Origin of the sequence: Chryseobacterium viscerum, assembly GCF_025949665.1 — a bacterium.
GTDB lineage: Bacteria > Bacteroidota > Bacteroidia > Flavobacteriales > Weeksellaceae > Chryseobacterium > Chryseobacterium viscerum_A.
The window spans coordinates 552,947-579,801 of sequence record NZ_JAPDFT010000001.1; the positions used below are offsets into that span (position 1 = coordinate 552,947).

25 protein-coding genes are annotated in these 26,855 nt (G+C 36.1%); 10 read left to right on the plus strand and 15 right to left on the minus strand.

All coding sequences use genetic code 11. The annotated features are described in order from the left end of the window. Positions 1-63: 63 nt before the first annotated feature. From OL225_RS02615 to ppk1, 5 genes are all read right to left on the minus strand, one after another. Complete coding sequence (locus OL225_RS02615; RefSeq protein WP_264517174.1) at positions 64-3,102, minus strand: choice-of-anchor I family protein; 3,039 nt, start codon at positions 3,100-3,102, stop codon at positions 64-66. A 140-nt stretch (positions 3,103-3,242) separates the two neighbouring features. Then, positions 3,243-3,392 carry a hypothetical protein gene (locus OL225_RS02620; RefSeq protein WP_156118480.1) on the minus strand — a complete coding sequence of 50 codons (150 nt, stop codon included), beginning with the start codon at positions 3,390-3,392 and terminating at the stop codon, positions 3,243-3,245. After that, positions 3,389-4,042: an NAD-dependent epimerase/dehydratase family protein gene (locus OL225_RS02625; protein WP_047378700.1), complete on the minus strand. Its 654-nt coding sequence runs from the start codon at positions 4,040-4,042 to the stop codon at positions 3,389-3,391. The genes OL225_RS02620 and OL225_RS02625 overlap by 4 nt, the downstream gene beginning before the upstream one ends. Positions 4,043-4,356: 314 nt before the next feature. Beyond that, a complete protein-coding gene (locus OL225_RS02630; protein ID WP_047378699.1) occupies positions 4,357-5,241 on the minus strand; it encodes an exopolyphosphatase in 885 nt (294 codons plus the stop codon). Then, the gene (ppk1, locus tag OL225_RS02635) at positions 5,238-7,310 is read right to left on the minus strand and encodes a polyphosphate kinase 1 (RefSeq protein ID WP_264517175.1); all 2,073 of its coding nucleotides are present in this window, start codon (positions 7,308-7,310) and stop codon (positions 5,238-5,240) included. The genes OL225_RS02630 and ppk1 overlap by 4 nt, the downstream gene beginning before the upstream one ends. A 345-nt stretch (positions 7,311-7,655) precedes the next feature. On the opposite strand from ppk1, the gene OL225_RS02640 reads away from it, so the two are divergent. Both OL225_RS02640 and dnaK read left to right on the plus strand, forming a co-directional pair. Then, entirely contained in the window at positions 7,656-8,894 is a 1,239-nt protein-coding gene (locus OL225_RS02640; protein WP_081995532.1) for a zinc-dependent metalloprotease, read from the plus strand. Positions 8,895-9,046: 152 nt separating this feature from the next. Beyond that, the gene (gene dnaK / locus OL225_RS02645) at positions 9,047-10,945 is read left to right on the plus strand and encodes a molecular chaperone DnaK (RefSeq protein WP_047378697.1); all 1,899 of its coding nucleotides are present in this window, start codon (positions 9,047-9,049) and stop codon (positions 10,943-10,945) included. Positions 10,946-11,070: 125 nt separating this feature from the next. Here dnaK and OL225_RS02650 read toward each other — a convergent pair whose 3' ends face one another. Then, positions 11,071-11,961 (minus strand): winged helix-turn-helix domain-containing protein, encoded by an 891-nt coding sequence (locus tag OL225_RS02650; RefSeq protein ID WP_264517176.1) that lies wholly within the window; start codon positions 11,959-11,961, stop codon positions 11,071-11,073. Between the two features lie 135 nt (positions 11,962-12,096). On the opposite strand from OL225_RS02650, the gene OL225_RS02655 reads away from it, so the two are divergent. Beyond that, the gene (locus tag OL225_RS02655; protein ID WP_264517177.1) at positions 12,097-12,636 is read left to right on the plus strand and encodes a hypothetical protein; all 540 of its coding nucleotides are present in this window, start codon (positions 12,097-12,099) and stop codon (positions 12,634-12,636) included. Between the two features lie 222 nt (positions 12,637-12,858). Here OL225_RS02655 and OL225_RS02660 read toward each other — a convergent pair whose 3' ends face one another. Then, on the minus strand, positions 12,859-13,221 hold the full coding sequence (locus OL225_RS02660; protein WP_264517178.1) for a winged helix-turn-helix transcriptional regulator: 363 nt from the start codon (positions 13,219-13,221) through the stop codon (positions 12,859-12,861). Positions 13,222-13,314: 93 nt separating this feature from the next. Here OL225_RS02660 and OL225_RS02665 point away from each other — a divergent pair, with 93 nt between their 5' ends. The 6 genes from OL225_RS02665 to OL225_RS02690 all read left to right on the plus strand — a co-directional run bounded on the left by OL225_RS02665 (position 13,315) and on the right by OL225_RS02690 (position 22,261). Further along, positions 13,315-13,758, plus strand: a complete 444-nt coding sequence (locus OL225_RS02665) for a DUF3291 domain-containing protein (protein ID WP_047379525.1) — start codon at positions 13,315-13,317, stop codon at positions 13,756-13,758. Between the two features lie 279 nt (positions 13,759-14,037). After that, positions 14,038-16,758, plus strand: a complete 2,721-nt coding sequence (locus OL225_RS02670; RefSeq protein ID WP_264517179.1) for a TonB-dependent receptor plug domain-containing protein — start codon at positions 14,038-14,040, stop codon at positions 16,756-16,758. A gap of 20 nt (positions 16,759-16,778) precedes the next feature. Then, positions 16,779-18,128, plus strand: coding sequence for a DUF4876 domain-containing protein (locus tag OL225_RS02675; RefSeq protein ID WP_264517180.1), 1,350 nt, complete (start codon positions 16,779-16,781; stop codon positions 18,126-18,128). Beyond that, positions 18,118-19,704: a DUF6850 family outer membrane beta-barrel protein gene (locus tag OL225_RS02680; RefSeq protein ID WP_264517181.1), complete on the plus strand. Its 1,587-nt coding sequence runs from the start codon at positions 18,118-18,120 to the stop codon at positions 19,702-19,704. The genes OL225_RS02675 and OL225_RS02680 overlap by 11 nt, the downstream gene beginning before the upstream one ends. A gap of 7 nt (positions 19,705-19,711) precedes the next feature. After that, positions 19,712-20,854, plus strand: coding sequence for a cytochrome-c peroxidase (locus OL225_RS02685; protein WP_264517182.1), 1,143 nt, complete (start codon positions 19,712-19,714; stop codon positions 20,852-20,854). 297 nt (positions 20,855-21,151) lie between these two features. Beyond that, on the plus strand, positions 21,152-22,261 hold the full coding sequence (locus OL225_RS02690; RefSeq protein ID WP_264517183.1) for a DUF1624 domain-containing protein: 1,110 nt from the start codon (positions 21,152-21,154) through the stop codon (positions 22,259-22,261). 74 nt (positions 22,262-22,335) lie between these two features. Here OL225_RS02690 and OL225_RS02695 read toward each other — a convergent pair whose 3' ends face one another. From OL225_RS02695 to OL225_RS02705, 3 genes are all read right to left on the minus strand, one after another. Continuing rightward, entirely contained in the window at positions 22,336-22,689 is a 354-nt protein-coding gene (locus OL225_RS02695) for a cupin domain-containing protein (RefSeq protein WP_047378689.1), read from the minus strand. A gap of 19 nt (positions 22,690-22,708) precedes the next feature. Then, entirely contained in the window at positions 22,709-23,128 is a 420-nt protein-coding gene (locus OL225_RS02700; RefSeq protein WP_264517184.1) for a DoxX protein, read from the minus strand. Positions 23,129-23,279: 151 nt separating this feature from the next. Then, positions 23,280-24,071, minus strand: a complete 792-nt coding sequence (locus OL225_RS02705) for a helix-turn-helix domain-containing protein (protein WP_264517185.1) — start codon at positions 24,069-24,071, stop codon at positions 23,280-23,282. A 164-nt stretch (positions 24,072-24,235) separates the two neighbouring features. Here OL225_RS02705 and OL225_RS02710 point away from each other — a divergent pair, with 164 nt between their 5' ends. Continuing rightward, positions 24,236-24,748, plus strand: a complete 513-nt coding sequence (locus OL225_RS02710) for a thioredoxin family protein (protein WP_047378685.1) — start codon at positions 24,236-24,238, stop codon at positions 24,746-24,748. A gap of 78 nt (positions 24,749-24,826) precedes the next feature. On the opposite strand, the gene OL225_RS02715 is transcribed toward OL225_RS02710, so the two are convergent. From OL225_RS02715 to OL225_RS02735, 5 genes are all read right to left on the minus strand, one after another. Next, positions 24,827-25,429, minus strand: a complete 603-nt coding sequence (locus OL225_RS02715; protein WP_264517186.1) for a hypothetical protein — start codon at positions 25,427-25,429, stop codon at positions 24,827-24,829. Between the two features lie 132 nt (positions 25,430-25,561). After that, positions 25,562-25,957 (minus strand): hypothetical protein, encoded by a 396-nt coding sequence (locus OL225_RS02720; RefSeq protein WP_047378683.1) that lies wholly within the window; start codon positions 25,955-25,957, stop codon positions 25,562-25,564. Positions 25,958-26,008: 51 nt separating this feature from the next. Beyond that, positions 26,009-26,140, minus strand: coding sequence for a hypothetical protein (locus OL225_RS02725; protein ID WP_262712104.1), 132 nt, complete (start codon positions 26,138-26,140; stop codon positions 26,009-26,011). 82 nt (positions 26,141-26,222) lie between these two features. Then, entirely contained in the window at positions 26,223-26,579 is a 357-nt protein-coding gene (locus OL225_RS02730; RefSeq protein ID WP_047387108.1) for a hypothetical protein, read from the minus strand. A gap of 11 nt (positions 26,580-26,590) precedes the next feature. Continuing rightward, on the minus strand, positions 26,591-26,755 hold the full coding sequence (locus OL225_RS02735) for a hypothetical protein (protein WP_255816393.1): 165 nt from the start codon (positions 26,753-26,755) through the stop codon (positions 26,591-26,593). Positions 26,756-26,855 lie beyond the last annotated feature (100 nt).

Sequence of the window (26,855 nt, forward strand, 5' to 3'; positions counted from 1 at the left end):
TAACAAAAAAGCTCCGGAAAATCCGAAGCTTTAACTAAATAGAATGTATACCGTAATTTATGTTTACTTTACAATGACTCTTTTGATCTGTCCTTCTGAAGTTTTTACAAGATAAACTCCGGTAGAAAGATTAGATGTGCTTATTGTTAAAGCATTTTTTTCCTTTGCGATTAACTTTCCGGACATATCATACAATTCGTAATCCTGTTTTCTGTTAAAGTAAAGTGTATTTCCTTTGTTGACAGGATTTGGGAATACGTTGAAGGTTGCCTGTTCAGTTTTTATCTCACCTGTTCCAAGTGTAGCCGGCATTGCCACTTCATACATGGATAGAGTTCCGCTGATTTCATTGGCAACAATCACATAACCTTTATTGGTGGTTGTATTTTCAGGAGCGATGTAGATAATTCCTTCAGGACCGTTGTCACCTCCGTAAGCTGAAGTAGAACGGGAATGTTTATAATCGGTGAAAGTAGGGGTGTTAGGGTCTGTGATATTGTACACCATAACTCCTCCGGTTCTTTCTAATGTGATGAAAGCATAAGTCTGTCCGTTGATGTTTCCCAGTGCTACCCCTTCCGGCTCAGGACCTTTTGCACGGCTTCTGTTTTTAGCTCCGTTGGATTCATTATCTGCATTGAAAATTAACGGGTGATTAGCTGCAATATATCGCTCAAACTGATCCCCGCTATCATATACAATCTGTTTGGTGTCAGTATTGAAAATAGAGAACGAACGTGCCCCTAAAGCGGCCATTTCTTCAAATTCTGCATCTCCGTCTGTATTTCCTGTGGCAGATGAAACCCTGAATCTTCCCAGATTATAGGATGCCTTTAAAATACTTGAATTCGGGAACAGTACAGGATCTAAAATATAGCTGTTTGCCCCTACAGTGGTTCTCTCACTGAATCCTGAAAGGTCTTTTTCATCACCTTCGTTGGCTGTTACAATATAATGGGTGCTTCCTACCTTATAATTCTGTACCGCATCCGGAACATAATAAGCTTTTACCGGCCAGTTGGCAATTAAAACCTCTCCATTATTATCTGAAGCATCAAAGCCATTACCCGGAAGGCTCATATCTTTCTTACCTAATCCCCAGATTCCTGTGATGGTTTTAGTGACCAGGTTAATTTCAGCAATGGCATTGTTCTCCTGTAGTGTTACCCATGCTTTCTGACTATCTGCACTGATGGTAACGTATTCAGGTTCCAGATCCTGGGAAAGCGTATTGTTGGTTCTTACTTTTCTTAAGCCGGTAGACGTTAACGCTGCCAACTGAGAATCAAAACTGTTGAAATTAAGAGTCGTTACATTACTTTGTGTAAGGTTTCCAATACCGCCGGAGATGTCAATAATACTGATTGTTCCTTCTGGATCTACGGTGTAAGTGTCATTAGGCTCTCCTTCATTTGCGGTAACCACTTTTGTTCCGTCAGGGGAGAAGGTAATCATATCCGGTAATGCTCCTACATTTACCTGTTTCAGGAAGTTTCCGTTAATATCAAAGAATACCACAGAACCGTTTTGCTGTGGATCAGTATTGGGAGAAGCGGCTGCAATGATTCCGTTTTTTACAGCAATACTTGTGATACCGCCATAAGGAGCCATATTCACTGTTTTTACTACTGATGGAATTGCCGGATTACTGAAATCAATGATATCAAAAACATCCGTAATGGAACTGATTGTGAATAAACGTTGTGTTGACGGATCATGAACCACAATTTCCGTAGAACTGTTATTGTTTCCTGAAGGATCAAAACTTAGGAGATAATTCAATTGGATCTGATTGGAAGGAACCGGTGCCGGTTTATCATTATCTACAATATAAACCGTTGCAGAATTGTCTCCTGAAATAGTTGCTCCTGCAGGGGTTTCAAGGCTTACAACAAAATATTCGGCTTGCTGCTCTGCCACGGTGTCATCAATAATCGGAATGTTAACTGTATAACTTGTTGTAGATGGAGTGATGTTAATAGTCTGGTTGGCTAAAGTAAAATCATTAGCATCAGCTGTACTGAATGGTGCTGGTTTTACCACAAGATTTACCGTAGCTGTTGAAGGATTGGTGATATTGATTTTAAATGCAAGATTTCCTGAGTTTTCATTGACCTTGATGAAATTCTTTTCCAAAGAAATTGTTGTTCCGGCTGTAGTGAAAGTACTGGATGTAGCGGCAGTAACCCCATTATCACTAAAGTCTTCTACTGTATTGGGTTTAAGCGCAACATAATAAGTTTGTCCCGGTATCAGCCCTGAAGTTGGAATCACGGTAATGATATTGTTGCTGAAAGTTGTTGTAAAAGGAATTGGTGTGCCTGAAGCATTCCCAAGGCGGAGCTCTATAAGGTTTTGAGCATTAGAATTATTGATCGCAGAATTATCTGTTAATCTTATATTTTCATTAAAAGATAATGTAGGATTTACAGTAGTTGAAGCGTTATTGGTATTATTAGCAGGAAGATAGGCAACGGTTGGTGGGGTGATATCAGAACCACCGGCAGGAGTTGCATCTACCGTAAAGTTATCAAAACGATTATTTCCTCCTGTTCCGCCTCCTGTTGCTGAGAATTCAACTTTTAATTTAAAATTGGGGTTGTTATTGGCTCCCTGTATGTTAGAAAAATCAAGAGTAATCAACTGAGGATTGGCATCCTGAGGATTCACAGTCTGAAACTGCACAAAAGTAGTTCCGTCTGTTGAATAAGACCATGTCTGGGTACCTGCTCCCTGGCCGGATCTTCTGGTAGTAAATTTAATAATGACATTATTGTATCCTGTGGTAGGCAGATTAAACTGTAATCCTCCTCCAATCGGATTATTGAACCTTAAATGGGTTCCGGCTGCATCTCCATTTCTGGCATTTAAATTTTCATCACTAAAATTCTGTCCGGTACCCCCGGCAAAATCTATTACACTTGTTCCTCCTGCTATAGCTGTAAGAGAACCATTTACCATAGTAGAAGAAGGTGTAGTGACTGTGGCGGCAGAAGTATTGTTATTAAAATTCCAGTAATGAATCAGTGTCTGTCCGAAAAGACCGCTCTGAAAAAAGAATGCGGCAATCACAGACCCTTTTAATAGGTAGTTGTTGATCATTTTTACTTTAATTAGTTAAATGCAAAAATGAACTTTATGTTTCGCAACTATCTTAATGGAATTTTAAGAAATGTTTAAAAAATAGGTTTGTTTCCGATAAAAGATAAAATAATGTTTAGATGAAGGCTCGTAGGATGTATTTATTTTCCTGATTTTCCTGAAAAATTTAAAATTGTTCCGGACTTATTCCCTTCCAATGGATGTTTCTGCATATAAAAATATCCTGAAACAGCAGTCACAAGCAAGAGTACAAAAATAACCAGAATAATCCTTCTTAACATGTCTCTCATATCGCTAAATTTTTAATATCTCTAATTTCTAAAGTAGATGTAGGGTATCCTTTTTTTGTCACATTGATCATTGCTCTACCCACTTCCTGTAAAGTTAAGGATTTTGATTGGAAAAAAACAGGAAAAATCCAAATAAAAGGTTTAAAAAACCATTTTACATTCAATTGACCGTCAACAGGTTTCATAAATCCGGGACGGAAATTGTACGCTCCTTTGAAATTCATTTTTTTCAAATCATTTTCGGTTCTGCCTTTTACTCTTGCCCACATCATTTTTCCGCTCTCTGTGCTGTCTGTGCTTGCCCCTGAAACATAACTGAAAACCATATCCGGATTTTGGTTCAAAACAGCTTTTGCAAAGTGTAAGGTTGTATCGTAGGTGATTCTGGTGTAATCTTCTTCATTCATGCCTACACTGCTGATTCCTGCACAGAAAAAACAGGCATCATAGCCTTTCAGTTTTTCATCATGAATGTCTATGGATAAAAAGTCCGGTACAAGGTATTCTTTCAGTTTGGGATGTGATCTTCCACAAGGTTTTCTGCTTATGCTGAGGATTTCAGAAACATTGGGATTCTCAAGACATTCCATTAAAACGCCTTCGCCTACCATCCCTGTAGCTCCTGTAAGAATTATTTTGATTGGATTCATTGTTTTGCTATTGATAATGGTATGACGAATGGGGACGGGGTTTTACTTTAAAATTTATAAAAGTTTTTATTAAAAAGTAAAAAATTGTTGCTAAATTTCAATAGGGGTGGGCTTTAGCCTGCCTGTACACTAATCTTCCACTGGCTTTAGCCAAAACTTAACAACAGAAACACATTTTATATGAAAATACATGTGAAAATCCAGAGATTGCTTCGTCGCGTTGTTCCTCGAAATGCTAATATGTTGGAAAGATGAAAACAGCTCCCCAAAATAAAACCAGCTCAATGGCTGGTTTACAATATTGTGATTTGTTGTTACTTTTTGTGTTGTAACTGACTGTAAATATTATGGATCAATCCGTCTGCTACAGATATTTTAGGAACAAAAATTCTGTTGATATCAGACCATGACATCACATTGTTGAAGATGCTCAGGGCATGTACCAACACATCAGCACGGTCTTCCCTAAGGTTGTAATTGGTCATCCTTTCTTCCACAGACAACTCATTGAATTCTTTATAGACCTTTTTCAGGTGAGATAATGACATTGGTTTCCCGTCTTTGGTTTTGCTCATGGAAAACACCTTATTGATGTTTCCCCCTGATCCAATGGCTACAATTGGTTTTTTACTGACGATATTTTTATTGATCTCGTCCTTCATCTCTTTCCAGTTATCCATTGTAACCAGGTTGTTGAGAAGACGGATCGTTCCGATATTGAATGATTTTTCGTAAACCATTTTACCGTTTTCATAGAAGGTAAGTTCTGTAGAACCTCCACCAACGTCGATGTATAGGTAGGCGAATTCTTTATCAAGGCCTTCAGCAACATGGTTTTCATAGACCAGGGTAGCTTCTTCGTCACCGGAAATGATTTCGATGTTGATTCCGGATGTTTCTTTTACGAGGCCGATAATTTCATTACCATTGGCAGCATCACGCATAGCACTGGTAGCACAGGCTCTGTAATGATCCACTTTATATATTTTCATAAGATCACTGAAAATTTTCATGGAATCAATGACCATTTTTTCTCTTTCGGGACCTATTTTTCCGATGGTAAAAACATCCATTCCCAGTCTCAGAGGAATTCTGAGAAGGTTGAGTTTAATGAATTCAGGTTTTCTGTTATTAATCTTAACTTCATTGATAAGAAGGCGGGCTGCATTACTCCCTATGTCTATCGCTGCTATCTTCATTTTTTGCTTGTTTTAGCTTTTAAATATTTATAGGTTTCTATTTGTGAACGGCATTCTTTTTTATCATTTCTTATGTATTCATTGCTGAGTTTTTTATCCAGAATTCTGGCTTTTACATTATCCCTAAGCTGAATATCAAGAATATCTTTTAATTCTTTTTTAAGGTTCTTGTCTGTGATTTTAGCAGCGGCTTCAATCCTGTAATCCAGGTTTCTGGTCATCCAGTCAGCGGAAGAAATGTACATGTCTTCTGTTCCTTTATTGTAGAAATACATTACTCTGGCATGCTCCAGGTATTCATCTACAATACTTATAGCTTTTATTTTTTCTTTAAATTCTTTCTGGTTTACGGCACAATAGATTCCTCTTACGATGAGTCTGATTACCACACCAGCTTTAGCAGCCTCATATAGCTTTTCTATCAGCAGTCTGTCGCTCATAGAATTTACCTTGATGATAATCTCTGCTTTTCGGCCTGCTTTGGCTTCTTCGATTTCTTTATCAATATGGTGAACAATCTTTTCACGCATAAACTGAGGGCAAACTAATAAATTTTTACAAGTTTTCAAAATCGGAATAAAATCATCCTTCGGTTTTTTCAGCACATTGAATACTTTATTGATATCTGCCATGATGCCGCGATCGGCTGTAAGGAGCAGATGATCACCATATATTCTTGCCGTTTTTTCGTTGAAATTTCCAGTACTTACAAATCCATATTGGATGGTTTTATTATGCGCTCTCTTTTTGATAACACATAGTTTAGCATGTACTTTTTTGTTGGGAATTCCCACAAGAACTGTAATTCCCTCCGGTTCAAGCATATCTTTCCATTTCAAATTGGATTCTTCATCAAACCTTGCCTGAAGTTCCAGCATTACAGTCACTTCTTTACCATTTCTGGCGGCATAGATGAGCGCGTTGATAATTTTTGAACTGCTTGCCATACGGTAAGCGGTGATCTGTATAGATTTTACATCCGGATCCATTGCTGCTTCACGGAGAAGATCAATCACTGGATTATATTTGTGATAAGGAAAACTAAGAAGCACATCTTCTTTTAAGATAACATCTGTCACTCTTTCACCATGTTCAAATGCCTGATGCGTAAAAGAGCTTCTTTCCACAGGTCTTTCATAGGCTTCAAAAACGTCTGGAAAATCCATGAAATGCTTGAAGTTATGAATTTTTCCTCCCGGAATAATGCTGTCTTTTTTCGTTAAATTCAGTTTTCTGATAAGGAGTTCCAGCAGCGCTTTATCCATATCTTTATCAAAAACGAAACGGGTAGGTTTTCCCTTTCTTCTGTTTTTGAGTCCTTTTTCTATTTTTTCTGCGAAGTTGGTTCTGATGTCATTGTCCAGATCCAGTTCTGCATCTTTTGTTACTTTAAAAGCATTAGCAGAAAATTCATCATATCCGAAATAAGAGAATATGTGCGGAAGATTGAAAGTGATCACATCTTCCAGAAGCATTACATTTTTCTCTTCAGGATCTTCTGTTGGAAGCAATACAAATCTCCCTACAAAACGGGAGGGAATCTCAATAATAGCATAATTGCTGGAATACTGCCAGTCTTTTTTTCTCATCGCTACCCCCAGATAAAGACTTTTGTCTCTTAAATAGGGCATTGGTGTATTTTCATGAAGAAGAATAGGAATTACATTGGATTCTACCACTTCATCAAAATATTGTCTGACAAATTCTTTTTGTCCTGTTGTCAGGTTTTTGGAATTTTTAATGAAAACTTTATGATCAGCCATTTCGGTTTGGATCTTTTTCCAGGTTTTATCGAAATTCAGCTGCTGTCTCATGACAACTTCATTGATTCTCTGAAGGATCTTGGAGGGTGGTTGGTAGAAAGATTCAGCAATCACTTTTTCCTTAAAATCCATGGCACGCTTTAATCCGGCAACACGTACTCTGAAAAATTCATCTAAATTGTTGGAGAAAATTCCGAGAAAACGTATTCTTAAATGTAAGGGAACTTTTTCATCCATGGCTTCCTGCAAAACTCTTTCATTAAAGGCCAGCCATGTAATATCTCGTGGATTAAAGTGTAATGACATTCTAAATGTGTATATTTTATCAAAAATAATAATTCGTAAAGATTCTGCCTCTATTTCTTAGATTAAACTTTGATTAATTTTTAAAGATTGGTGAATTGATAATAAAAGTGCTATTGTAAGCTATGATATTCCCAGTTCTTGGACAAAAATATGTATTGTGGAAAAAGTTTTAAAATGTAAAATATTCTATATTGTAATTTTTTTGTTGATTTTTTTCTCATTATAATCCATAATATTTTAATAAGTGTGATTATTGTCAAGATATATAGTATAAAGTACTTTTTACCTTCAGAGTGTTTTTTTTAGGAATGGTTATATTTATCGCTTACTTTATAATTATTTTCCATGAAAAAAATTTTACTATTGACTGCTGGCCTTCTAATGGCCAATGTATATGGACAGAGAGAATGTGCTACTGATTTGAAAATGAAGGAGTTTTATGCGAGAAATCCACAGGCTCTGGCAAAAAAAGAAGATTTAAGAAATTATTTAACCAGTAAGAGTGCGGCTGCTAATACATTGGGTAAAAACGGTCAGACTGTTGTTACTATTCCAGTTGTAGTACATGTTCTTTATGGAAGTGCTGCACAGAATATTTCCGACGCTCAGATTGCATCGCAGATTGCTATCCTGAATAATGATTTCAGAAAATTGAACCCTAATTTTAGTTCTGTAGTTCCTGATGTTTTCAAGCCCTATGCTGCAGATATGGAGCTGACATTCTGTATGGCAACAAAAACGCCTACAGGTGCTTCTACTACAGGTATAGAAAGAAAATCAGTGGCCTCAAATTTTGATTTTGCTAACCAATATTATTTATCAACCGGCCTTACAGCCTGGGATCCTACTAAATATCTAAATATATGGGTAGGGAATATGCCTAATCCTTATCTGGGGTGGGCTTATCTGCCTGATGCAGCAGGATTTCCGGAGGACGGACTTGCTATTGGCTATAAATACTTCGGAACTACAGGAGCAGCTGTGTCTCCTTATAATGGAGGACGAACTGCAACACATGAAATAGGACATTATTTCGGATTGCTTCACCCATGGGGAGAAGATGGCAGTGTATGTGGAACACCGGATAATGATGACGGCTGTGCAGATACTCCTGCTATTAATGATGCCCATTACGGGGGTAATGTTTTTCCAGATAACGGCTTTATGTGTAATCCAACTGCAAACGGTGCCATGTTCATGAATTTTATGGATTATGTGACAGATACAGAAATGGCATTCTTTACCAATGATCAGAAAACAATCAAAACTAATACTATGGCAGGTCCAAGAGCTAGTCTACTGAACTCCAACGCCTGTGCTTTCTTATCAGTAAATGAAGTGGAAAAAGCAAATTCTATTAATCTTTTCCCAAATCCTACTACGCAGTACATTTCTATAGCTTCTCCTTTAGCGCCAATCAATGAAGTAGAAATTTTCAATGCTGAAGGAAGACTTGTGAAAAAAGCATTTATTAAAAATGAGACAGATAAAATTGATGTGAAAGATTTTGCCAGTGGTGTCTATTATGTAAGAACTTATAATGGTAAAGACTTCGTCAAATCAATGAAGTTTATCAAAAAATAATGAAAATATTTCCATATTAAATCATATAAAGCCTCGATTTTATCGAGGTTTTTATTTTTATTGTGTCATTTTGTCACAATTCTTTGAATGGTACAGATATTGAGAAATTGAGAGTGTAAATTAAATTAAAAATAGAAAAAATATAAAATATTATGAGTAAAATAATTGGAATTGACTTAGGAACAACCAACTCTTGTGTTGCTGTAATGGAGGGTAAAGACCCTGTTGTTATTCCTAACGCAGAAGGTAAAAGAACTACTCCTTCTATCGTAGCTTTTACAGAAGACGGAGAAAGAAAAGTAGGTGATCCTGCAAAAAGACAGGCTGTAACGAATCCAACAAAAACTGTTTACTCTATCAAAAGATTTATCGGAACGCACTTTAAAGATGATGCTTCTGAAATCACAAGAGTACCTTATAAAGTAGTTGCCGGACCAAACGATACTGTAAAAGTAAAAATCGACGATAGAGAATATACACCACAGGAAATTTCTGCAATGACGCTTCAGAAAATGAAGAAAACTGCTGAAGATTATCTTGGACAGGAAGTTACAAGAGCGGTAATCACTGTTCCTGCATACTTCAATGATGCACAGAGACAAGCTACTAAAGAAGCTGGTGAAATCGCTGGTCTTAAAGTAGAAAGAATTATCAACGAACCTACAGCTGCAGCATTAGCTTACGGTCTTGATAAAAACCATAAAGATCAGAAAATCGCAGTATACGACCTTGGTGGTGGTACTTTCGATATCTCTATCCTTGATTTAGGAGATGGTGTATTTGAAGTATTATCTACAAATGGTGATACTCACTTAGGAGGTGATGACTTTGATGATGTGATCATCAACTGGATGGCTGATGAGTTCAAAGCTGAAGAAGGTGTTGAATTAAAATCTGATGCAATTGCATTACAAAGATTGAAAGAAGCAGCTGAAAAAGCTAAAATTGAATTATCTTCTTCTCCTCAGACTGAAATCAACTTACCATATATCACGGCTACTGCTACAGGTCCTAAGCACTTAGTGAAGACTTTAACAAAAGCTAAATTCGAGCAATTATCTGCTGATCTTGTAAGAAGATCTATGGAGCCTGTTGCTAAAGCATTAAAAGATGCTGGTCTGTCAACTTCTGATATTGACGAAGTAATCTTGGTAGGTGGTTCTACAAGAATCCCGATCATCCAGGAAGAAGTAGAAAAATTCTTCGGTAAAAAACCATCTAAAGGAGTAAACCCGGATGAGGTTGTAGCTATTGGTGCAGCAATCCAGGGAGGTGTATTGACAGGTGATGTAAAAGACGTACTACTACTTGACGTTACTCCACTTTCTTTAGGTATTGAAACAATGGGTTCTGTATTCACTAAATTAATTGAAGCGAACACTACGATCCCAACTAAAAAATCTGAAGTATTCTCTACAGCTTCTGACAACCAGCCGGCTGTAAGCATCAGAGTAGGACAGGGTGAAAGATCTATGTTCAATGATAACAAAGAAATCGGTAGATTCGATCTTCAGGATATCCCACCAGCACCAAGAGGAGTTCCTCAAATTGAAGTAACCTTCGATATTGATGCGAACGGTATCCTAAGTGTATCTGCTAAAGATAAAGGAACTGGTAAAGAGCAGTCTATCAAAATTCAGGCTTCTTCAGGTCTTTCTGACGAAGAAATCGAAAGAATGAAGAAAGAAGCTCAGGAAAACTCTGCAGCTGATGCTAAGAGAAAAGAAGAAGTTGAAATCTTCAACAAAGCTGACGGATTGATTTTCCAGACTGAAAAGCAATTGAAAGAATTCGGTGAAAAACTTTCTGCTGACAAAAAAGCAGCTATCGAAGCAGCTCACGCAGAATTGAAAACAGCTTTTGAAGCTAAAAATGTTGATGATGTGAAAGCTAAAACTGAAGCATTAGATGCAGCATGGATGGCGGCTTCTGAAGAATTATATGCAGCTGGTCAACAGCCAGGTGCTGATGCAGGTGCAGGAGCTCAGAATGCTGGTGGAAACGCCGGAGCTGAAGATGTACAGGATGCAGACTTCGAAGAAGTAAAGTAATATAACTGACATAGAATAAAGCTAATACAAGCGGGATAAAATATTTTTTATCCCGCTTTTTGTTGCTTTTACATTCTTTGTACCGGCATTAAAGTTGCGATGATATGGAATTTCCTCGTATTTTCTTAAGCGTTAATTTCCAGTTTATATCCTTTTCCGCGTACAACAACAATTTTAATATTCGGATCAAATTCCAGTTTTTTTCTTAGTTTGGAGATGAACATGTCCAAACTGCGTCCCACTATAACTCCTTCATCTTCCCACACTTCTTTTTGTAACCTGCTTCTTTCTATGGTTTCGTTAGGGGATGATGCGAAAATGAGTAACAGACGGGTTTCAGTTCCGGTTAATTCTATTGTATTTTCATTGATTATAAGCTTACGGTTTTTCGCATCGAACAATGCCGAGCCTAAAGTGAGCATATCTGTTTGCTGGCTTTCAGGTAAAATTTTTCGGGGCTTAAAAGATCTGAAAAAAATAAAACCAATGAATGCTAAAAAGGACAGGCCGCCCAGAAGATATCCGTTTTTTTCTATAGCTGTTCCTGTCGGTTTAAATTTAATGTTGATCGTATAACAGGCGATGGGCTGTCTTCTTCCTCTGCATGGTACAACATCATTTTGCTTATTTTTGGATATAGCGTATCCATAGGCTACACTGGAGTTGTTACAATTAAGTACATTAACAACATAATCATTTGCGAACGGGTCTTTGGCTAATACACGCTGAGTAGTACTTACCAAAGAATCCGGTTGAAAAGTAATCTTATTCTCAAAGCTGATCAGATATTCATTTTTTGCAATTTTTTTCACTGGGAGTACTCTTGATGTACTGTCACCTGATTGCAGAAGTACTTCATGTCCGATTTTGCGGAGTAAAACTTCTCTTCTGGCAAAATCAAAATCGTCACTATCCTCACTGCTGAAAGCCACATAGATAATCCAGATAAATAATAGAAGTATTAATCCGAGCAGATATTTACGTTTTCCTGAAAGTAGATTTCTACTATTAAACATAGTGTCAAGTGTTTATTTACAAAGTTTACATTTTTATTTACAATTTTAAACTTACCAGCAGGAAAATATTAAAATAATTTTGCTGTATCAACTTTAAAAAGAGATAAAAATGTTATTAATTAAATCTAAAAAACTATGAAAAAAATTATTTATGTACTGACCTTACTGCTGGTTGTGGTAAGCGGACTGGTATTTGCTAATCATGAAATTAAAAATGAAACTTCTGAAAAGCCAATCTCAAAGCCTCTCTCTGCTGCTGAAAGGAAAGCTGCATTGAAACAATGGGAGGCTACCCCTGCTGGTAGAATGTACAAAAAATGGGAAGCATCTCCGGCAGGTAAAAAAGTGCAGGTCGCTGAAGCTAAAATAGGGAAGAACATTAAATATTACATCAGTATGGAGGGAGTTGTAACTTCTCTTTCTCTTCCGCCAGGCTCAAGATTAGGTTTCGGAGTAATGGTCAGGATTAATGGTGATGATTACATTGTCAAATTTGAGCCGGAAAAGTCTCAGCTCGAGCAATTACATAGCTTGAAAGTTAATGACAAAGTAATTATAAAAAGTCATAACGTATCGCACGCACCCAAGTATTCATACCCGATAATTTCGGGCGAATATCTGGAACGGAATGGTAAAGTGATTTTTCAACATGTCCCCCGTAAAGGAGGCTGTTAAGTAATTGTAAAAGTGCACCCAATTTTGTAGATGACTTTTTGAAACAGGATGAAGCTGTGCCCAAAAGGTTTTTGTGAAATATAAAATATTGTTTTTTAATTTATATTATATCAACAGAAAGTAAAATAGCAGCTGTAAAGACTTACATTAAATTATAAACCAACCCCGCAGCAAACAAAGTTTGCTGCGGGGTTTTTATTTTCCTTAGACTGATTTTCAGATTTATTGCACTTTTTTACTTTCTAAAATAGTTTTGCCCCAATCATTGATGTGATCCAGTAAAGGAATAAATGATAATCCTGAATCTGATAGGCTGTATACAACTTTTACAGGAGGTTTTGTTCCAAATACTGTCCGTGTTATTAATTGATCCCTTTCTAATTGTCTCAGCTGAATACTTAAGGTTGTTTCTGTAATAAAAGAAAGCTCTTTTTTTAGTTCACCAAACCTTTTATCACCATTTTTTAAATGGCAGAGGATAACTCCTTTCCATCTTCCTCCAATGAGATCCATGACAAAACTTACTGCACAGGGATACGATTTTTGATCTACATTGATGTATGAGGCCTCACATTTTTTTTCCATTTTTTTAATAGTATCTATATTGATAGTTATTTTATGCTAATAATGCAGGATTTATTTTTACACAATATTAACCAGAATAAAAGAAATATAAAAATGTACCAACTAGCACAAATTAATGTTGCCCGAATGAAAGGAATCAATATAGAAGATCCTGTAATGAATGAGTTTGTCAGTCATTTTGATTTGGTAAACCAATTGGCGGAAGAAAGTGAAGGATTCATATGGAGGCTGAAAGATGATGAGAATAATGCTACAAGCTTTAATCCATTTAATGATGAACAAGTTATTATCAATTTATCAGTATGGAGAAATATAGAATCATTGGAAGACTATACCTATAAAACATTTCATGTTGATTTTCTGAGAAGAAGAAGAGAGTGGTTTCAAAAATATGGAAAGGCCCATTATGCTCTGTGGTGGATTGAAGAGGGTAACTATCCAAATATAGAGGAGGCCGTGCAACGATTAGAGTATTTACAGGAAAATGGTCCATCTTCTTATGCATTTAATTTTCAGTCTGCTTTTCAAAAGCCATAGATAGATGTATCATGATATAAAGAGAATAGAGATATTTCATGTAAGAGTAATAATATCCCGTGTATTTAATGAAAGTATACGGGATATTCAATTTATATAGTAAAACGCATTTTTTAATGAGGGAGAGTACTGTTGTTATGTGTTATGGTTTTATTCTTTATATAGGGGATTGTATGAGTATGCTACTCTATTTTAAGATAAAATAACTTTAAGGATTTTAAAAACTTTCTTTTTATTTAGAATAATTATAATTAATTTTGCCATCTAAATATTTTAAGGGTGAAATTATCGTTATTAGCAGGTGCTGTTTTTCTAACAGCAGGCGGACTCTTGTCTGCTCAAAAAGTAGAATTTTATCATAATGGACAACTCAAAAAAGGAGAACTTGTCAATGGTGGTTTGAAAGATTGTAAAGAGCTTCATAAGAAAGATAGTTTTATGGTTCTTAAAGGAAAATGTCAGATCGTCTTTCTGAATTCCAACAATAGAGAAGAAACTATTATAATAAAAGAGGGAGAGGAATTACAGCTTCAGATCCTGGCATCAAAAAATTCATCCCGAGAAAAATCAGAAATAAGAATTGAAGGGGTACAACTTACCGCAAAAAAGAAACAGTTTTCAGAAATTTCAATTCAGCAGGAAGCCCTTCAGAATCTTCAGTCTTTCTCTCTCGGAGATGTGCTGCAGCAATTACCAGGTCAATACGTACAACAGTTTGACAATACCCAGTTTAAAAATATTGTATTCAGAACAGCCAGCGGTCCTTCAGTCACCAGTTCCGGAAATATTCCCGGTGGTGATGATTTTGGTAACAGAGCGTTTGGAGTTCAGTTGATGGTCAACGATATTGCCTTATCTAATAACGAAAACATGCAGAGTTATGATTCTGCAAACAGTGGCCCTTTTGGGATAAGCTTTAATGCTGCAACTAATGGCGGAAACTTAACACCAAGCCAACCGAACTATGGAGTTGATTTAAGAGAAATCCCTACAGAGAATATTGAAAGTATTGAAGTGATACAGGGAGTTCCGGACGCTAAATACGGAGACCTGACATCCGGGCTTATTAAAGTAACAACCATTGCCAAAGCATCACCGCTTCGATTGGATGCATCTCTCAGAGAAGGAACTTATCAGGTAGGTCTTACCAAAGGTTTTAAGCTTAAAAACAATAATGCGCTTAATGTATCTGTAGACTATATGAATTCACTTTCTGATCCAAGAACCAGTCTGGTAGGGTATGACAGAACGAATGTTAACTTCCTTTGGTCATCAAGAAACAGTAAAGGATTCAGTAATAAACTTTCAGCATCATTTTCTACCAATACCAGTAAAGGAAAGAAAGATCCGGATGATCTTGACGGAATCATTATTAATGTGGATAATAAGAGCTTTTCATTAGGAAATAATATCAGTTATAATTTTAACAGAAACGGAAATAAACCATTTTTCAGAACGATAAGTGCAGATGTAGGGATCAGCTATTCAACACAGCTTACAGAGCGCAGATATTGGTTGAATCAAGGTGCGCGTCCTTATGGAAACTCAACAACCGATGGTGTTTATTACGCTCCTTATACACCTCCAAGTTATGAGAACCAGGCTTTTTCGGATGGTAAACCTCTTAATATTTTTACAGATTTAAGTGTTAATGGAAGTAAAGTAACAGCATCCAAATGGGTTCACATGTACAGTATCGGAGCCAATTTCAGATATGGAAATAATTTTGGAAAAGGTCGTTACGGAACAGCGGGACAGTTCACAACAATTAATGCTGCAGGACAGGGGGGCAATGGAATGAGAGATTTTAATTACCGTGATAATGTTTTTGCCACCAAACAGTATGCATTTTATATCCAGGATAATATTACGAAAGCTTTCGCCAACAAACATATTTTAAGAACCAATCTGGGACTTCGTTATGATCTGCAGAATTCATATTCTACCTATTCACCAAGGGTTAATACCTCATATCAGATGGGGAAATTTTCTGTGAGAGGAGGTTTTGGACTCACTTCTAAAGCTCCTTCATTGAATCAAATCTATACAGCCCCAAGGTATTTTGATTTCCTTCTTGGGGATTATCGTCTGCCTGGATATTATTCAGCAGCCATTATGCAGACAGTAGTAACTCCGGGAGATAATGCCAATCTGAAACCATCTCGAAGCTGGAAAACAGAAGTAGGAGTGGATTACAGATTTCCTTTTGCAACGGTTAACCTTACCGCTTATTACAACAGATTGTTTGATGGCTTTACTACCATGAGTGTCCATAAAATAATGGATAAAGCCAAAGTTAATGTCAATATATCAGGGACAGATGTGCCTACTTTCGAGATTGTAGGAACTGAAAAATTTAATTATCTCCAGAACAGAATTGTTAATGGATATCAATCTGTAGATAAAGGACTGGAGCTGATGGCCAGTTTCAAAAAAATAGAAGCCCTTAATCTTGTTATTGGTTTTAATGCCAGTTATATAGAAACTTCAGGTCACAAAGATGAAGGTCTTTATAAAATCAGCGCACCAGAAATCATGGATAAGGATTACCAATATGGGATTTATAATGATATTAAAAATAAAAAATCCATGGCCAGAGCAAGTTTCAGCTTCGACTATCACCTGCCTTCATCAGGATTAATCATTGGTCTGAGAACAGATCATTTTCTTTCAGACAGATCTTTAACAGGAATGAATGACATTTATCCGATAGGGTATATCAAACATAATGGAGAAATGCAGATGATTCCTGAAAGCGACCGTACCAATCCAAAATATCAGGGATTGTTTCTGAAACCTTCAGATGAAAAGCTCTCAGGTTTATATAACAAAACGCTGCATAATGTTCATTTAAGAGTTACAAAGGATTTCTTAAGCGGTTTCAGATTGTCAATATACGTAAGTAATGTTTTCAATTTAAAGGCATATGATGAAAGAGGAAGTGTTTACGGCAACTTTACTTCTACTTCGTTTGGAGGAAATATTTCATATAGATTTTAATAATACTAAAAATAAAAATAATGAAACGATTAATACTATTGTTAATGATTCCTGTTCTGATCCTTTCGGGATGCAACAGAGATGATGATTTTGGAGGAAATAATGAGATTAAGCCCGTTCCGTTCACTGTAAATATTAAATATGATGCTTCCAAATACCCTTCCGTTGCAGACAAAGGGGTTGCAAATGTAACCGTTATCCTGAAAAATGCTGCAACAGAAGATCAGATCATAGGAAAAACAAATGCAGACGGTGACCTTATACTGGATGCCGTTCTACCGGGAACTTACAGCATTCAGGCAGAACTGCAGCTGAAGCAAAGTGAATATGAACAGCAGATTGGAGAAGAAACAATCTATGAAATTGTACACTTTGGAGGCTTCGATGAAAAAGTAACCGTTAATGCCAATACATCTTCAAAACTGGTCAGAATCACCAGTGGAAACCTTGGGGATCTTGTGATCAAACAATATTATTATGCAGGTTCAGATAACAAGTTAGGAGCCAATTTCAGAGATCAGTTTATTGAGATTCATAACAATTCTGATCAGACTATTTATGCTGACGGTTTATATCTCGTATTTCTGGAAGGCAATATAAATAACAATCCAACCACCTATACTTTATCTAACGGGCAGTATGACTGGAGCAAAACTGCTGGTGGCGGGTCTGCTGCAAATACAGACTATGTGTACTCCAATATATTTATTAAAATACCTGGAAGCGGAAATCAATATCCAATTTTACCCGGAAAAAGTATTGTTATAGCTCAAACAGCCATTAATCATAAAATGCCTTTTGATGATATCAACGGTACAGGTGTAGCGATACAGGAGCCTGACAGAACTGTTGATTTGAGCCATGCAGACTTTGAAACCTATATGGGAGATTATAATACAAGCATTGGTAAGAAACCTTTTGCATGGGATATTCAGAATATTATGGTTCCGGATATGCTGGTGTCATACTGGAGTATTGCCTCTAATGACTTAATCCTGAATGTAAATTCCATGCTGGGATTGGGGATTCTGAGAGCAACTGATGCAGAAGTGGCAAGCTGGCAAAAGGTAGCCGCTCCTAAAGCTCCTGCCGGAACCCTGTTTTTACAAATTCCTAAAAACTATATCATTGACGGAATAGATATTACCGATAAAGAGCAGAAAGTTCCTAAAGACTTCCCTGCAGATATAGATGCTTCAAGAACTTTCATTGTCAACACACTTGGACAGGCTGAAGGTACTTTTTCCGGACTTTCTGTAATCCGTAAAACAAAGGAAATTATCAATGGACGTGTGGTGTTGCAGGATACAAATAATTCTGCCAATGATTTTGTAACGATTAAAGCAAACCCTCGAGGATATGCACAATAATAAGACAATTAAAGTTTTTCAATACGGTATATTAGGATTGGCCGCATTAGGCAGTCAGTTCTTTCATGCACAGGCAACTCAGTTAGACAGTATTAATATAAGTTCTGTAGAAAAGAATATCAGGATTAATGATCCTTATATTGCATTTTTTCAGCCTTTGGATTTTTCGCGTACAACCTTTCAGTATTCTTCTACAAAACAAAATTTTAAGAGAGTACAGACCGCGGGAGAAACAGGAAGCTTTAGTTTTCAGTCAGAAGGAGTTTATCAACTTAATGATAAAATTGCATTATCAGGAAGGCTTAAAGCAGACAAAACTACTGAAGAAGATGTTCCTTATATCCTAAGTGACGAGAGAACTGCCAACTCTTCTTTTATTTATAACCCTTCTTATTATTGGGTTTCCCGCTCGGCAAGATGGCAGAAACAAAGCTATTTTATCAACGGGCAGTTTGCTTATAATCCTGTAAAACCAGTGATTCTTCAAGTAGGAGGAGAAGGGGCTTATGCTAAATCTTACCGCCAGAATGCAGACCCAAGGCCTAAAGTAGACGATTATAAATATAAAGCATTTGCAAAATTAGGGTTAAAATGGAAGCAGCATGCCATTTTCGGAAAGCTGAGTTACGTACACCATTATAAGGGAAACGATATCATGTTTGTGAATATGAAAGGAAATGTACCTGCGAACGACAGCATTTATATCCGCTATAATGAAGGTTATGGTAATCAGTATATCGGAAATACCCAGTACAAAACTTCCGAATATAAAATGGGAGGTTATATCTGGGGGGGAGAATATGCTTTTAACAGTGCGGATACCCATTTCTCTGCCGGATATGATTATAAAAACCTGATTGAACGTTTCTACAGAGTTTTCGAATATCAGGATGCTAGCTTTAACTGGCATAAAGACTATACAAAATATTCCGGCCTGAAAACAGATCTGCACAGTTTCTACCTTAATTTTTTAGGAAATTATAATGGAAAAAAATGGGCTTCCATGATGACGTATCAGGATCAGCTGGATACCAATTACAACTATCCTCTGGAGTACACATCGTACCGTCTGGAACATAAAAATCTTTTCTGGCAGAATAGTGTAGTTTGGTTTAATCATAAAAATGAAGCATTCAAAGTCCTTTTTGATGCAGCATATGGGAAAAATCATGTAAAAGATTTATCAGTAGTAATGGACAGAAAACTTTCCTTTTTCAATTACCGTCTGGGAGCAGAAAAGGAATTTGTTTTAAAACCTTCGCATAAATTAGCTGTTGGTCTTTCTCAAAATCTGTATGTTCCATTGGAAAAAGAATTCAATTATCAGCCTTATCAAAGCACAAAAGAGAATATCTTTGCAACTAAAATCGCTCAGCCGGACTTTGCTTATGATGCAACGCCTAAGATTGGTCTTAATTTTAACGCAAGTTATATTTTCGATCAGAATAAAATCAGGTATGAGCTGTTTGGAAGTTTTTCACAAACCTGGCTGATGAACAGTACGTATAAAAATCAAGTGAACTACAATGGCAAAGCTAACCATGTTGCCTTAGTAGGATTGAATGTTTATTATTAAAAAATAAATGAAAGACAGATATCTCGCTTTTCTGGCCATTGCCGGAATAGTATGTTTATTAAGTTATACTTCAAATGACCCTACGGGATATACCGCGGAAGAGCTTCGTACTTTATACAGCAGCGGGGATCAGAATAAATGGCCGGCTGCCCACTTATTTGACGAAGCGAAAGAAGGGTTTCAGGATATAGGACCTTTACCTAAAATGAATTTTCCTGATGACAATCCCTATTCCGAAGATAAAATGGAGCTGGGGAAAATGTTATTTTTTGATCCGAGACTTTCCAAAAGCGGACAGATCTCCTGTGCCAACTGTCATAATCCTGAAATTGGCTGGTCAGACGGAAGCAGGGTGTCCTTTGGCCACGACAGGCAGACGGGAACTAGAAATGCTCCGACTTTAGTGAACATTGGTTATGCAAAAACGTTTTTCTGGGATGGCCGTTCAGCGACTTTGGAAGAGCAGGTGAAAGCTCCTATCGAAAATCCGGTAGAAATGAATCTTCATATGTCAATGGCCACAAAGAATATCAGAAAGATTAAAGGCTATAAAACTTTCTTTGTAAAAGCCTTCGGGAATGGGGAAGTAACGGAAGAGAAAATTGCAAAAGCTGTTGCAACATTTGAACGCTCTCTGATAAGCCCGCCATCGAAATTTGATAAATTCGTTACCGGAAAAAAGGATGCTTTAACGGATTCTGAAATCAACGGACTTCACTTATTCCGTACCAAAGCGAACTGCATCAATTGTCACAACACCCCTTATTTTTCTGATCAGAAGTTCCACAATCTTGGACTCACCTACTACGGAAAAAAATATGAAGATCTGGGAAGATATATTGTTACCAAAAAGAATGAAGATGTAGGAAAGTTCAAAACACCCACACTGAGAGAAGTTTCTGAGAATAAACCTTACATGCATAACGGACTTTTCCCTGAATTGGCCAACATCGTCATGATGTACAACGCAGGAATGGGAAGAGAAACTCCCAAAGGGGATCAGATCAATGATCCTAAGTTTCCCCACAAATCCGGAATGGTAGAAAAACTAAACCTGACGGATGACGAAGTTTTTGATATCGTTGCATTTTTAAAAACCCTGAACAGTTACAAATACAAAATGCGTCCACCGGAATTACCTAAATCATAACAATTATAGTAAAAACTCTTCCAGCCGGAAGAGTTTTTTTATCTATAGGGTATTAATTATTTCATTTTTGCTTTGTTTCAAATGTAAATTATAAGATGAACTATTTACCCAAAACTGTCTTTAATTCGAGTTTATATATTTGGTTAATGCTATTTTATGAAAATTGATTGATGAACTATAAGAAGTAGTTTTAATTTGTATATTTGATTTTTATTTAGAATAAATAAAAATATTATTTAAAAAAACAATAATGAATACAATTTTATCCATCTAATCCACCATTTTCACTAAAAAACTATGGAACAACAAAACAAAAGAATCCTCACGCTGGATTTAATAAAAGGTATAAGTGTTATCGGAATGATTATCATACATACTTTGCTGGTGTATGCCAATGTAAAATCACAATATGAAACAGCAATCGGCAGTTTTATCGTCTTTCTGGGGAGAGGAACCTCAATATTTTTAATCTGCATGGGAATTACTTTCATGACTTCCAGCCATCAAAGTCTTAAGAGTGCATTGAAGCGAGGTGCTTTACTTGTATTTGCAGGTTTGTTCATGAATTTTATGAAGTTTATGATTCCTGTGATTTTTAATTTTGCTTCCGATAATTTTATCCAAAAATATGGATGGCATGCGCCTATAGAACAGCAGTATGTCTATCTGGTACAGCTAGGTGATATTTTACAGCTGGCGGGAATGTCTTTGCTGTTTGTAGGGTTTATCAGAGAGTATGTGAAAAATAAATATATCATGCTGGCAATAGGTTTATTCGTTGCATTGATATCCAGAGAAGTTAGCGGAATTAATCCTGATTATCCGGTAATCAATTACATTCTGGATCTTCTTTTCAATACTGATTATCCGGCATATGTTTATTTTCCTGTTTTTCCATGGATGGCTTTTATTATCATCGGAATGTTTTTCGGTAAATGGTTTCAGGAACTGAATTACGATATCAAACAGATATTTAGAAATATGCTTTATGTGGGGTTGTTATTTATTGGCATAGGAGCACCGCTGGTATTTTTGTATGGCGATTATAATTACAATGGTTTTTACCATATGGGACCTGGAGGAGTTATTTATTTTGCAGGCTGGACGTTACTGTTTTTATGGCTGATCAATACAATTACTGCTAACGTTAAAGAAAATGGTTTTATGCGTGTTCTAAAATATTGCAGTAAAAATTTAACCTCAATGTACATGATCCAATGGATACTGATCTCATGGGGAAAAGGTATTTTCGGATACAGACAGCATGAAATTGGTTATGTGTCAGCCCTGATTGTATTGTATATCATTCTCACTTTTTCAGTGCAGACTTTGGTAGATATCATAAGAAAGAAAAAAACATTGATTGTTTTCAGGCCCATATCACCGGATAAAACAGCTTTGAAATAGTTCCAATTTTATCTTTTAAAAAATATAAAAAGCCACAGTAAAAAGGCTTACTGTGGTTTTGTTTTGTAATCGTGTTAAAGAATTTCCACTTCCTCAGGTACTACAAAAAGAATGGTACAGCCCTTTTCAGATGTCACAGAATGTTTGAAATTGGGTGGAGTGTACAAATAATCTCCTTTTTCAAGTTCAGCTCCTGCAATAACAGCATTTCCTTCCATGATAAACAGTTCTTCACCTGCAGGATGATTGTGATAAGGGTAGCTGGCTCCCGGCTCAAATTTTAAAAGAATGCTGGTTGAGCGGTTTTTCTCCGGATCAAATTTTAAAGATTTTACAAAAATACCTTCGTAATGAATCCCTTTTTCAATTAAAGGCTGCCATTCTTTCTGTTCTGTTTTTACGATGTAATCGTGGATGTTGGTGTTCATGATATATATATTTAAATTGTTATTGATGTAAAAATTGGTCTACACTCCATGGGGAGCGGGGAAAGGTACTCAGGAGAAAAGCTCCGGCACTGAATGCGAAGACAGAATAATCCAAAGGTTCTTTTATACCAAAAGAAATACTCATGGCAACTGCAAAAAATAAAGTAAGGATAGAAGCGCACCGTGCTGTTCCTTTTATCTGATACCCTACCAAAAGGAGAATGCCAACTGATAATTCAGCAACAGTGGACAATACGGCAATAATGGAAGCCCATGACTGTGGTAAAAATGAATTGGTTTCAGCAGTATAATCAACAAATTTTTTCCAACCCGAAGATTGGGCTCCCCAAAGATTCAGCCTGCTTGCTACAGCTGATAAAAATCCGAATACCAGAGCTATCCTTAATAAAAAAACGGCAATGTCCTGTTGAGTTTTCATACTTATAATTTTTAGGTCTTAATTACAGGTACAAAGTTCAGGGAAAACCATTGTCTAAAGAATAGACGATTCCGGAAAAAGCATATAATATTTAGAAGGGAGAAGGGAAGCTGGAGGCTGGAAGTTAATATGAAGCTGCTGATTTCTTCTTTCAGATTTCCTTTACCGCCTTCTGATAATCTTTAGGAGAACGAGAAGTATGTTTTTTAAAGAAATTTGAAAAATAGAAAGGATCATTAAAACCAAGCAGGTAAGCAATTTCTTTCACTGTTAGTTTTTCATAGAGCAAAAGTCTCTTTGCTTCAGAAATAATGAGGCTGTAGATCACATTCTGAGCGGTTTTGCTGGTGTGGAGTTTTGAAACCTCATTCAGTTTAGCTTCAGTGGTTCCAAGGATATCAGCAAAATGAGAGATCTGATAATTATTTTTGAAATTGTTTCTGACACTTTCCAGGAACTTTAAGAATAAGGCATCCGGTTTCCAGATTTCATCACCGTTGGCAATTTTACTGCGGTTGATTTCTACCAACAATAATTCAACCAGGGAATGCGTTGAGATCAGATATTGATAGGGCTGTTCCTGGATTTCTTTTTCAATGGTGTTTAAGGTTTCAGTGAAAAATACAGGATTTTGTACAGTAATCATTTCATTCATTCCAAAATGACAAAAAAGCCCATTGTGAAAAATAAGTTCAATATCACTGTCACTTTTAGAGAAGAAGTCCAGGGTAAATTCTAATACGGTAAGTTCTCCTTCCACTGATTTTAACTGATGAAACTGTCCTGAGGTAATGGTTATCGTCTGTCCTGTTTTCAGGATGAAAATATTTTCGTCAATCAGGATTTCAGCACTACCATGATGACACCAGAATAATGTGTATCTGATGACCCGTCTGGGTTCAGAATGTCCTGCCTGATGAGAATATTTTTTTATTTCAATCATTTTTAAACTTGTTAAAAAATGGAGGATTCAGTTTTATGTCTTGTACTAGAAAACAAATTTATTCTCGACTAATTTACAAAATGTTTAACTATATTGATGAGTTTCAAAGCCATATTGTCAAAGAAAAATACTTAAATTCGTATTGATTTAAACAAAAATTCAGAATGAAATACACTAAAATTATTATCGTTGTTACTCTGTTTCTATTTCAGTTGGGAGCAGCACAGGAAAAAGCGGATGTTGTATTAAATACAGCTTTCAAAGAAGCTAAAGCAGGCAAGAAAAATGTTTTACTGGTATTCCATGCTTCATGGTGCAAATGGTGCAAGATGATGGAAAAAAATATGGATCTTCCCGAAACCAAACCTATTTTTGATCAAAGATTTGTGACTGCTTATGTAGATGTTCAGGAAAGAGGGGAAAAGAAAAGTCTTGAAAATCCTGGCGGACAGGAATTGATGAATAAATATAAAGGTGAAAATGCAGGACTTCCTTTCTGGCTGATTCTAAATCCAAAGGGAGAAGTTTTAGCTGATTCATTTGATGCCAAAGGAGAAAATCTTGGCTCACCGGCAACTCCGGAAGAAGTAACAGCTTTCATTGCCAAGTTAGGAAAGGCCTCAAAACTGAATAATGAAGAATCTCAGACAATAGAGAAAGTATTTGTAAAGAAATAAAAACTCTTCTATTTATCATAAAAAATAAATCCCCGGAAACATAAGCTCCGGGGATTTATTTTGAATCATTACCAGTGACTATAATTCCTGATAAGAATATTCAATATTAGTCCATAAAACCTGATCCCCTGATTTTATCATTTCAGAAGGAGTGGTAAAAATATTTCCGAAAATATTTTCGTATTGGGTCGTTCCAAAATGAGCACTTTTAGTAATTAATAGCGCGTCATGGTCATTACGGGGTACTTTTTTAATGTATCTGTAAGTTCTTTTTAAAGTGAATAAGGAGTTATTTTTTTTGAAATCACCAATGTAAGCTGGCTTATTATTGTTATTCTCTTTGATCAGTACAGAGTCATTTACGATTGTAAAGCTATAAGTAAAATCCGTAGATGAGGTCTCTGAAATCAATCTGATCGTCTTGTTTTTCAGATCAAGGGTTATTTTTTTCCAGGCAGGTTCCTGGTATAGGCTCCAGTATTGGCTTAGATACGATTCATCAGGATTAGATTTGTTTCCAAATGAACCTGTGTAAAGCGTAGTTCCTTTTACCGCATAGCTTTTGAATTCAAACTGATAAATTTCTTTGTCAATCGGTTTCGGATCGTCAATCATGTTATCATTATTTCCACATGAGATCAGCGGGAGGGATATCATTGCAGCATAAAAAAGGTACTTCATCGTTATTTTTTTGCAAAAATAGAGGTTTTTACACGTATTGGTGTAATAGATGAGGGTGTGATTTGTCAGTAATAGAAGGAAAAATGAAAAGGACAAATAAGTGAATTGTCCTTTTCATTTTTGTTTTACATGTTATTTTCCAAAATACATCATATCCTGCTTCTGCTGTTCATTATAAATGATCTGGAAGCTTACAGGCATATATTGATAAAGGAGTTTCCAATGTTGAATCTTTGCGTGTTTTTTGAAACTTTCGAAAGATCTTACAAACAGATTTTCAATCATGGTTCTTACATAAGAATCCCCATTTCTATAGATTGAGTCCATCAGTTTAAGGTGATGGGCAATAATACTGATTTTAGATTCCTGCAAAAGATTCTTCAGATAATTCACGGTAGCCTGCATGATCCCGGCAAAATTGTCCTGAACAGACAACTGTGTGATTTCATTGCGAAGTGGCGGATAGAAAAATTTTAAGTATTCAACAGCTATTTTTTGATTAATAGTTTGCATTTGTACTTTCATCATAATTAAGAATTTTTCAAACACTTTTTATTGCAGCGAAATGTATACCAAAATTTAAAGGCAGGCCGCAAAAATAAATACACTTACTATGACAGCGATGTGAGTGAGTAATATCTCTGTATTGTGTCTGTTAGTCGTGGTTTTCCAGGTTTTCCAATCTGAAATTCTTCTTATTTTATTTTTCATAATCTATTGATTGTGAGTTATTTTTAATTTTGTTTAATTTAAACACTTTGTAATGAAAGGGATAAAAAATGTAATAAAACCTTTATATACCGTGACTGTAAATTTGTCTTGAATATACCTTCTGAAGGTTGGCAGAAATGTGACTAAAAATCACTTTTCTGTATTCTTCACTGCAGAAAGCAGTACAATTGTCCAGAGAATAAATAAAAGTAGTCTCAATAGCATTTTTTAATATAGTATCTCCGTCAGTATAAATTTTGTCCATTTTCTGTAAACTTCTGAACAGCAGATTTCTGTCATTCTGGCGGATCATATTTTTAATGCGCTCCGTGAAAGTGCGGATGATGCTGTATGAGTTTTGAATTTTAATTTCTTTTACTTCTTTTTCAAAATCGGGAACCACATCAGTGATTTCCTTTACGGCTTGTAGATAGTTCATAATATTATATTTTAATGGTGATTTTGTTCCAGCATTCTGATGATGGCGCCAAAGATGAAAATGGTTAAAAAAGCCAAAAAGAGCAGGTGATAAGGCTTCAGCCATTTGGGAGTCTCAGGCCCTCTGCTTTTTAATCTTCTCAGCTTGTCTATTCTGTTTAAGGTTTTTAAGTCCATTTTTCTATGTTTTCAAATGATGATGCCAATGGTATTCCGTTGAAAATAAATTTGATTTAAATCACTGATAAATAATGTTTTGTGATTTTTTATCTTGGTT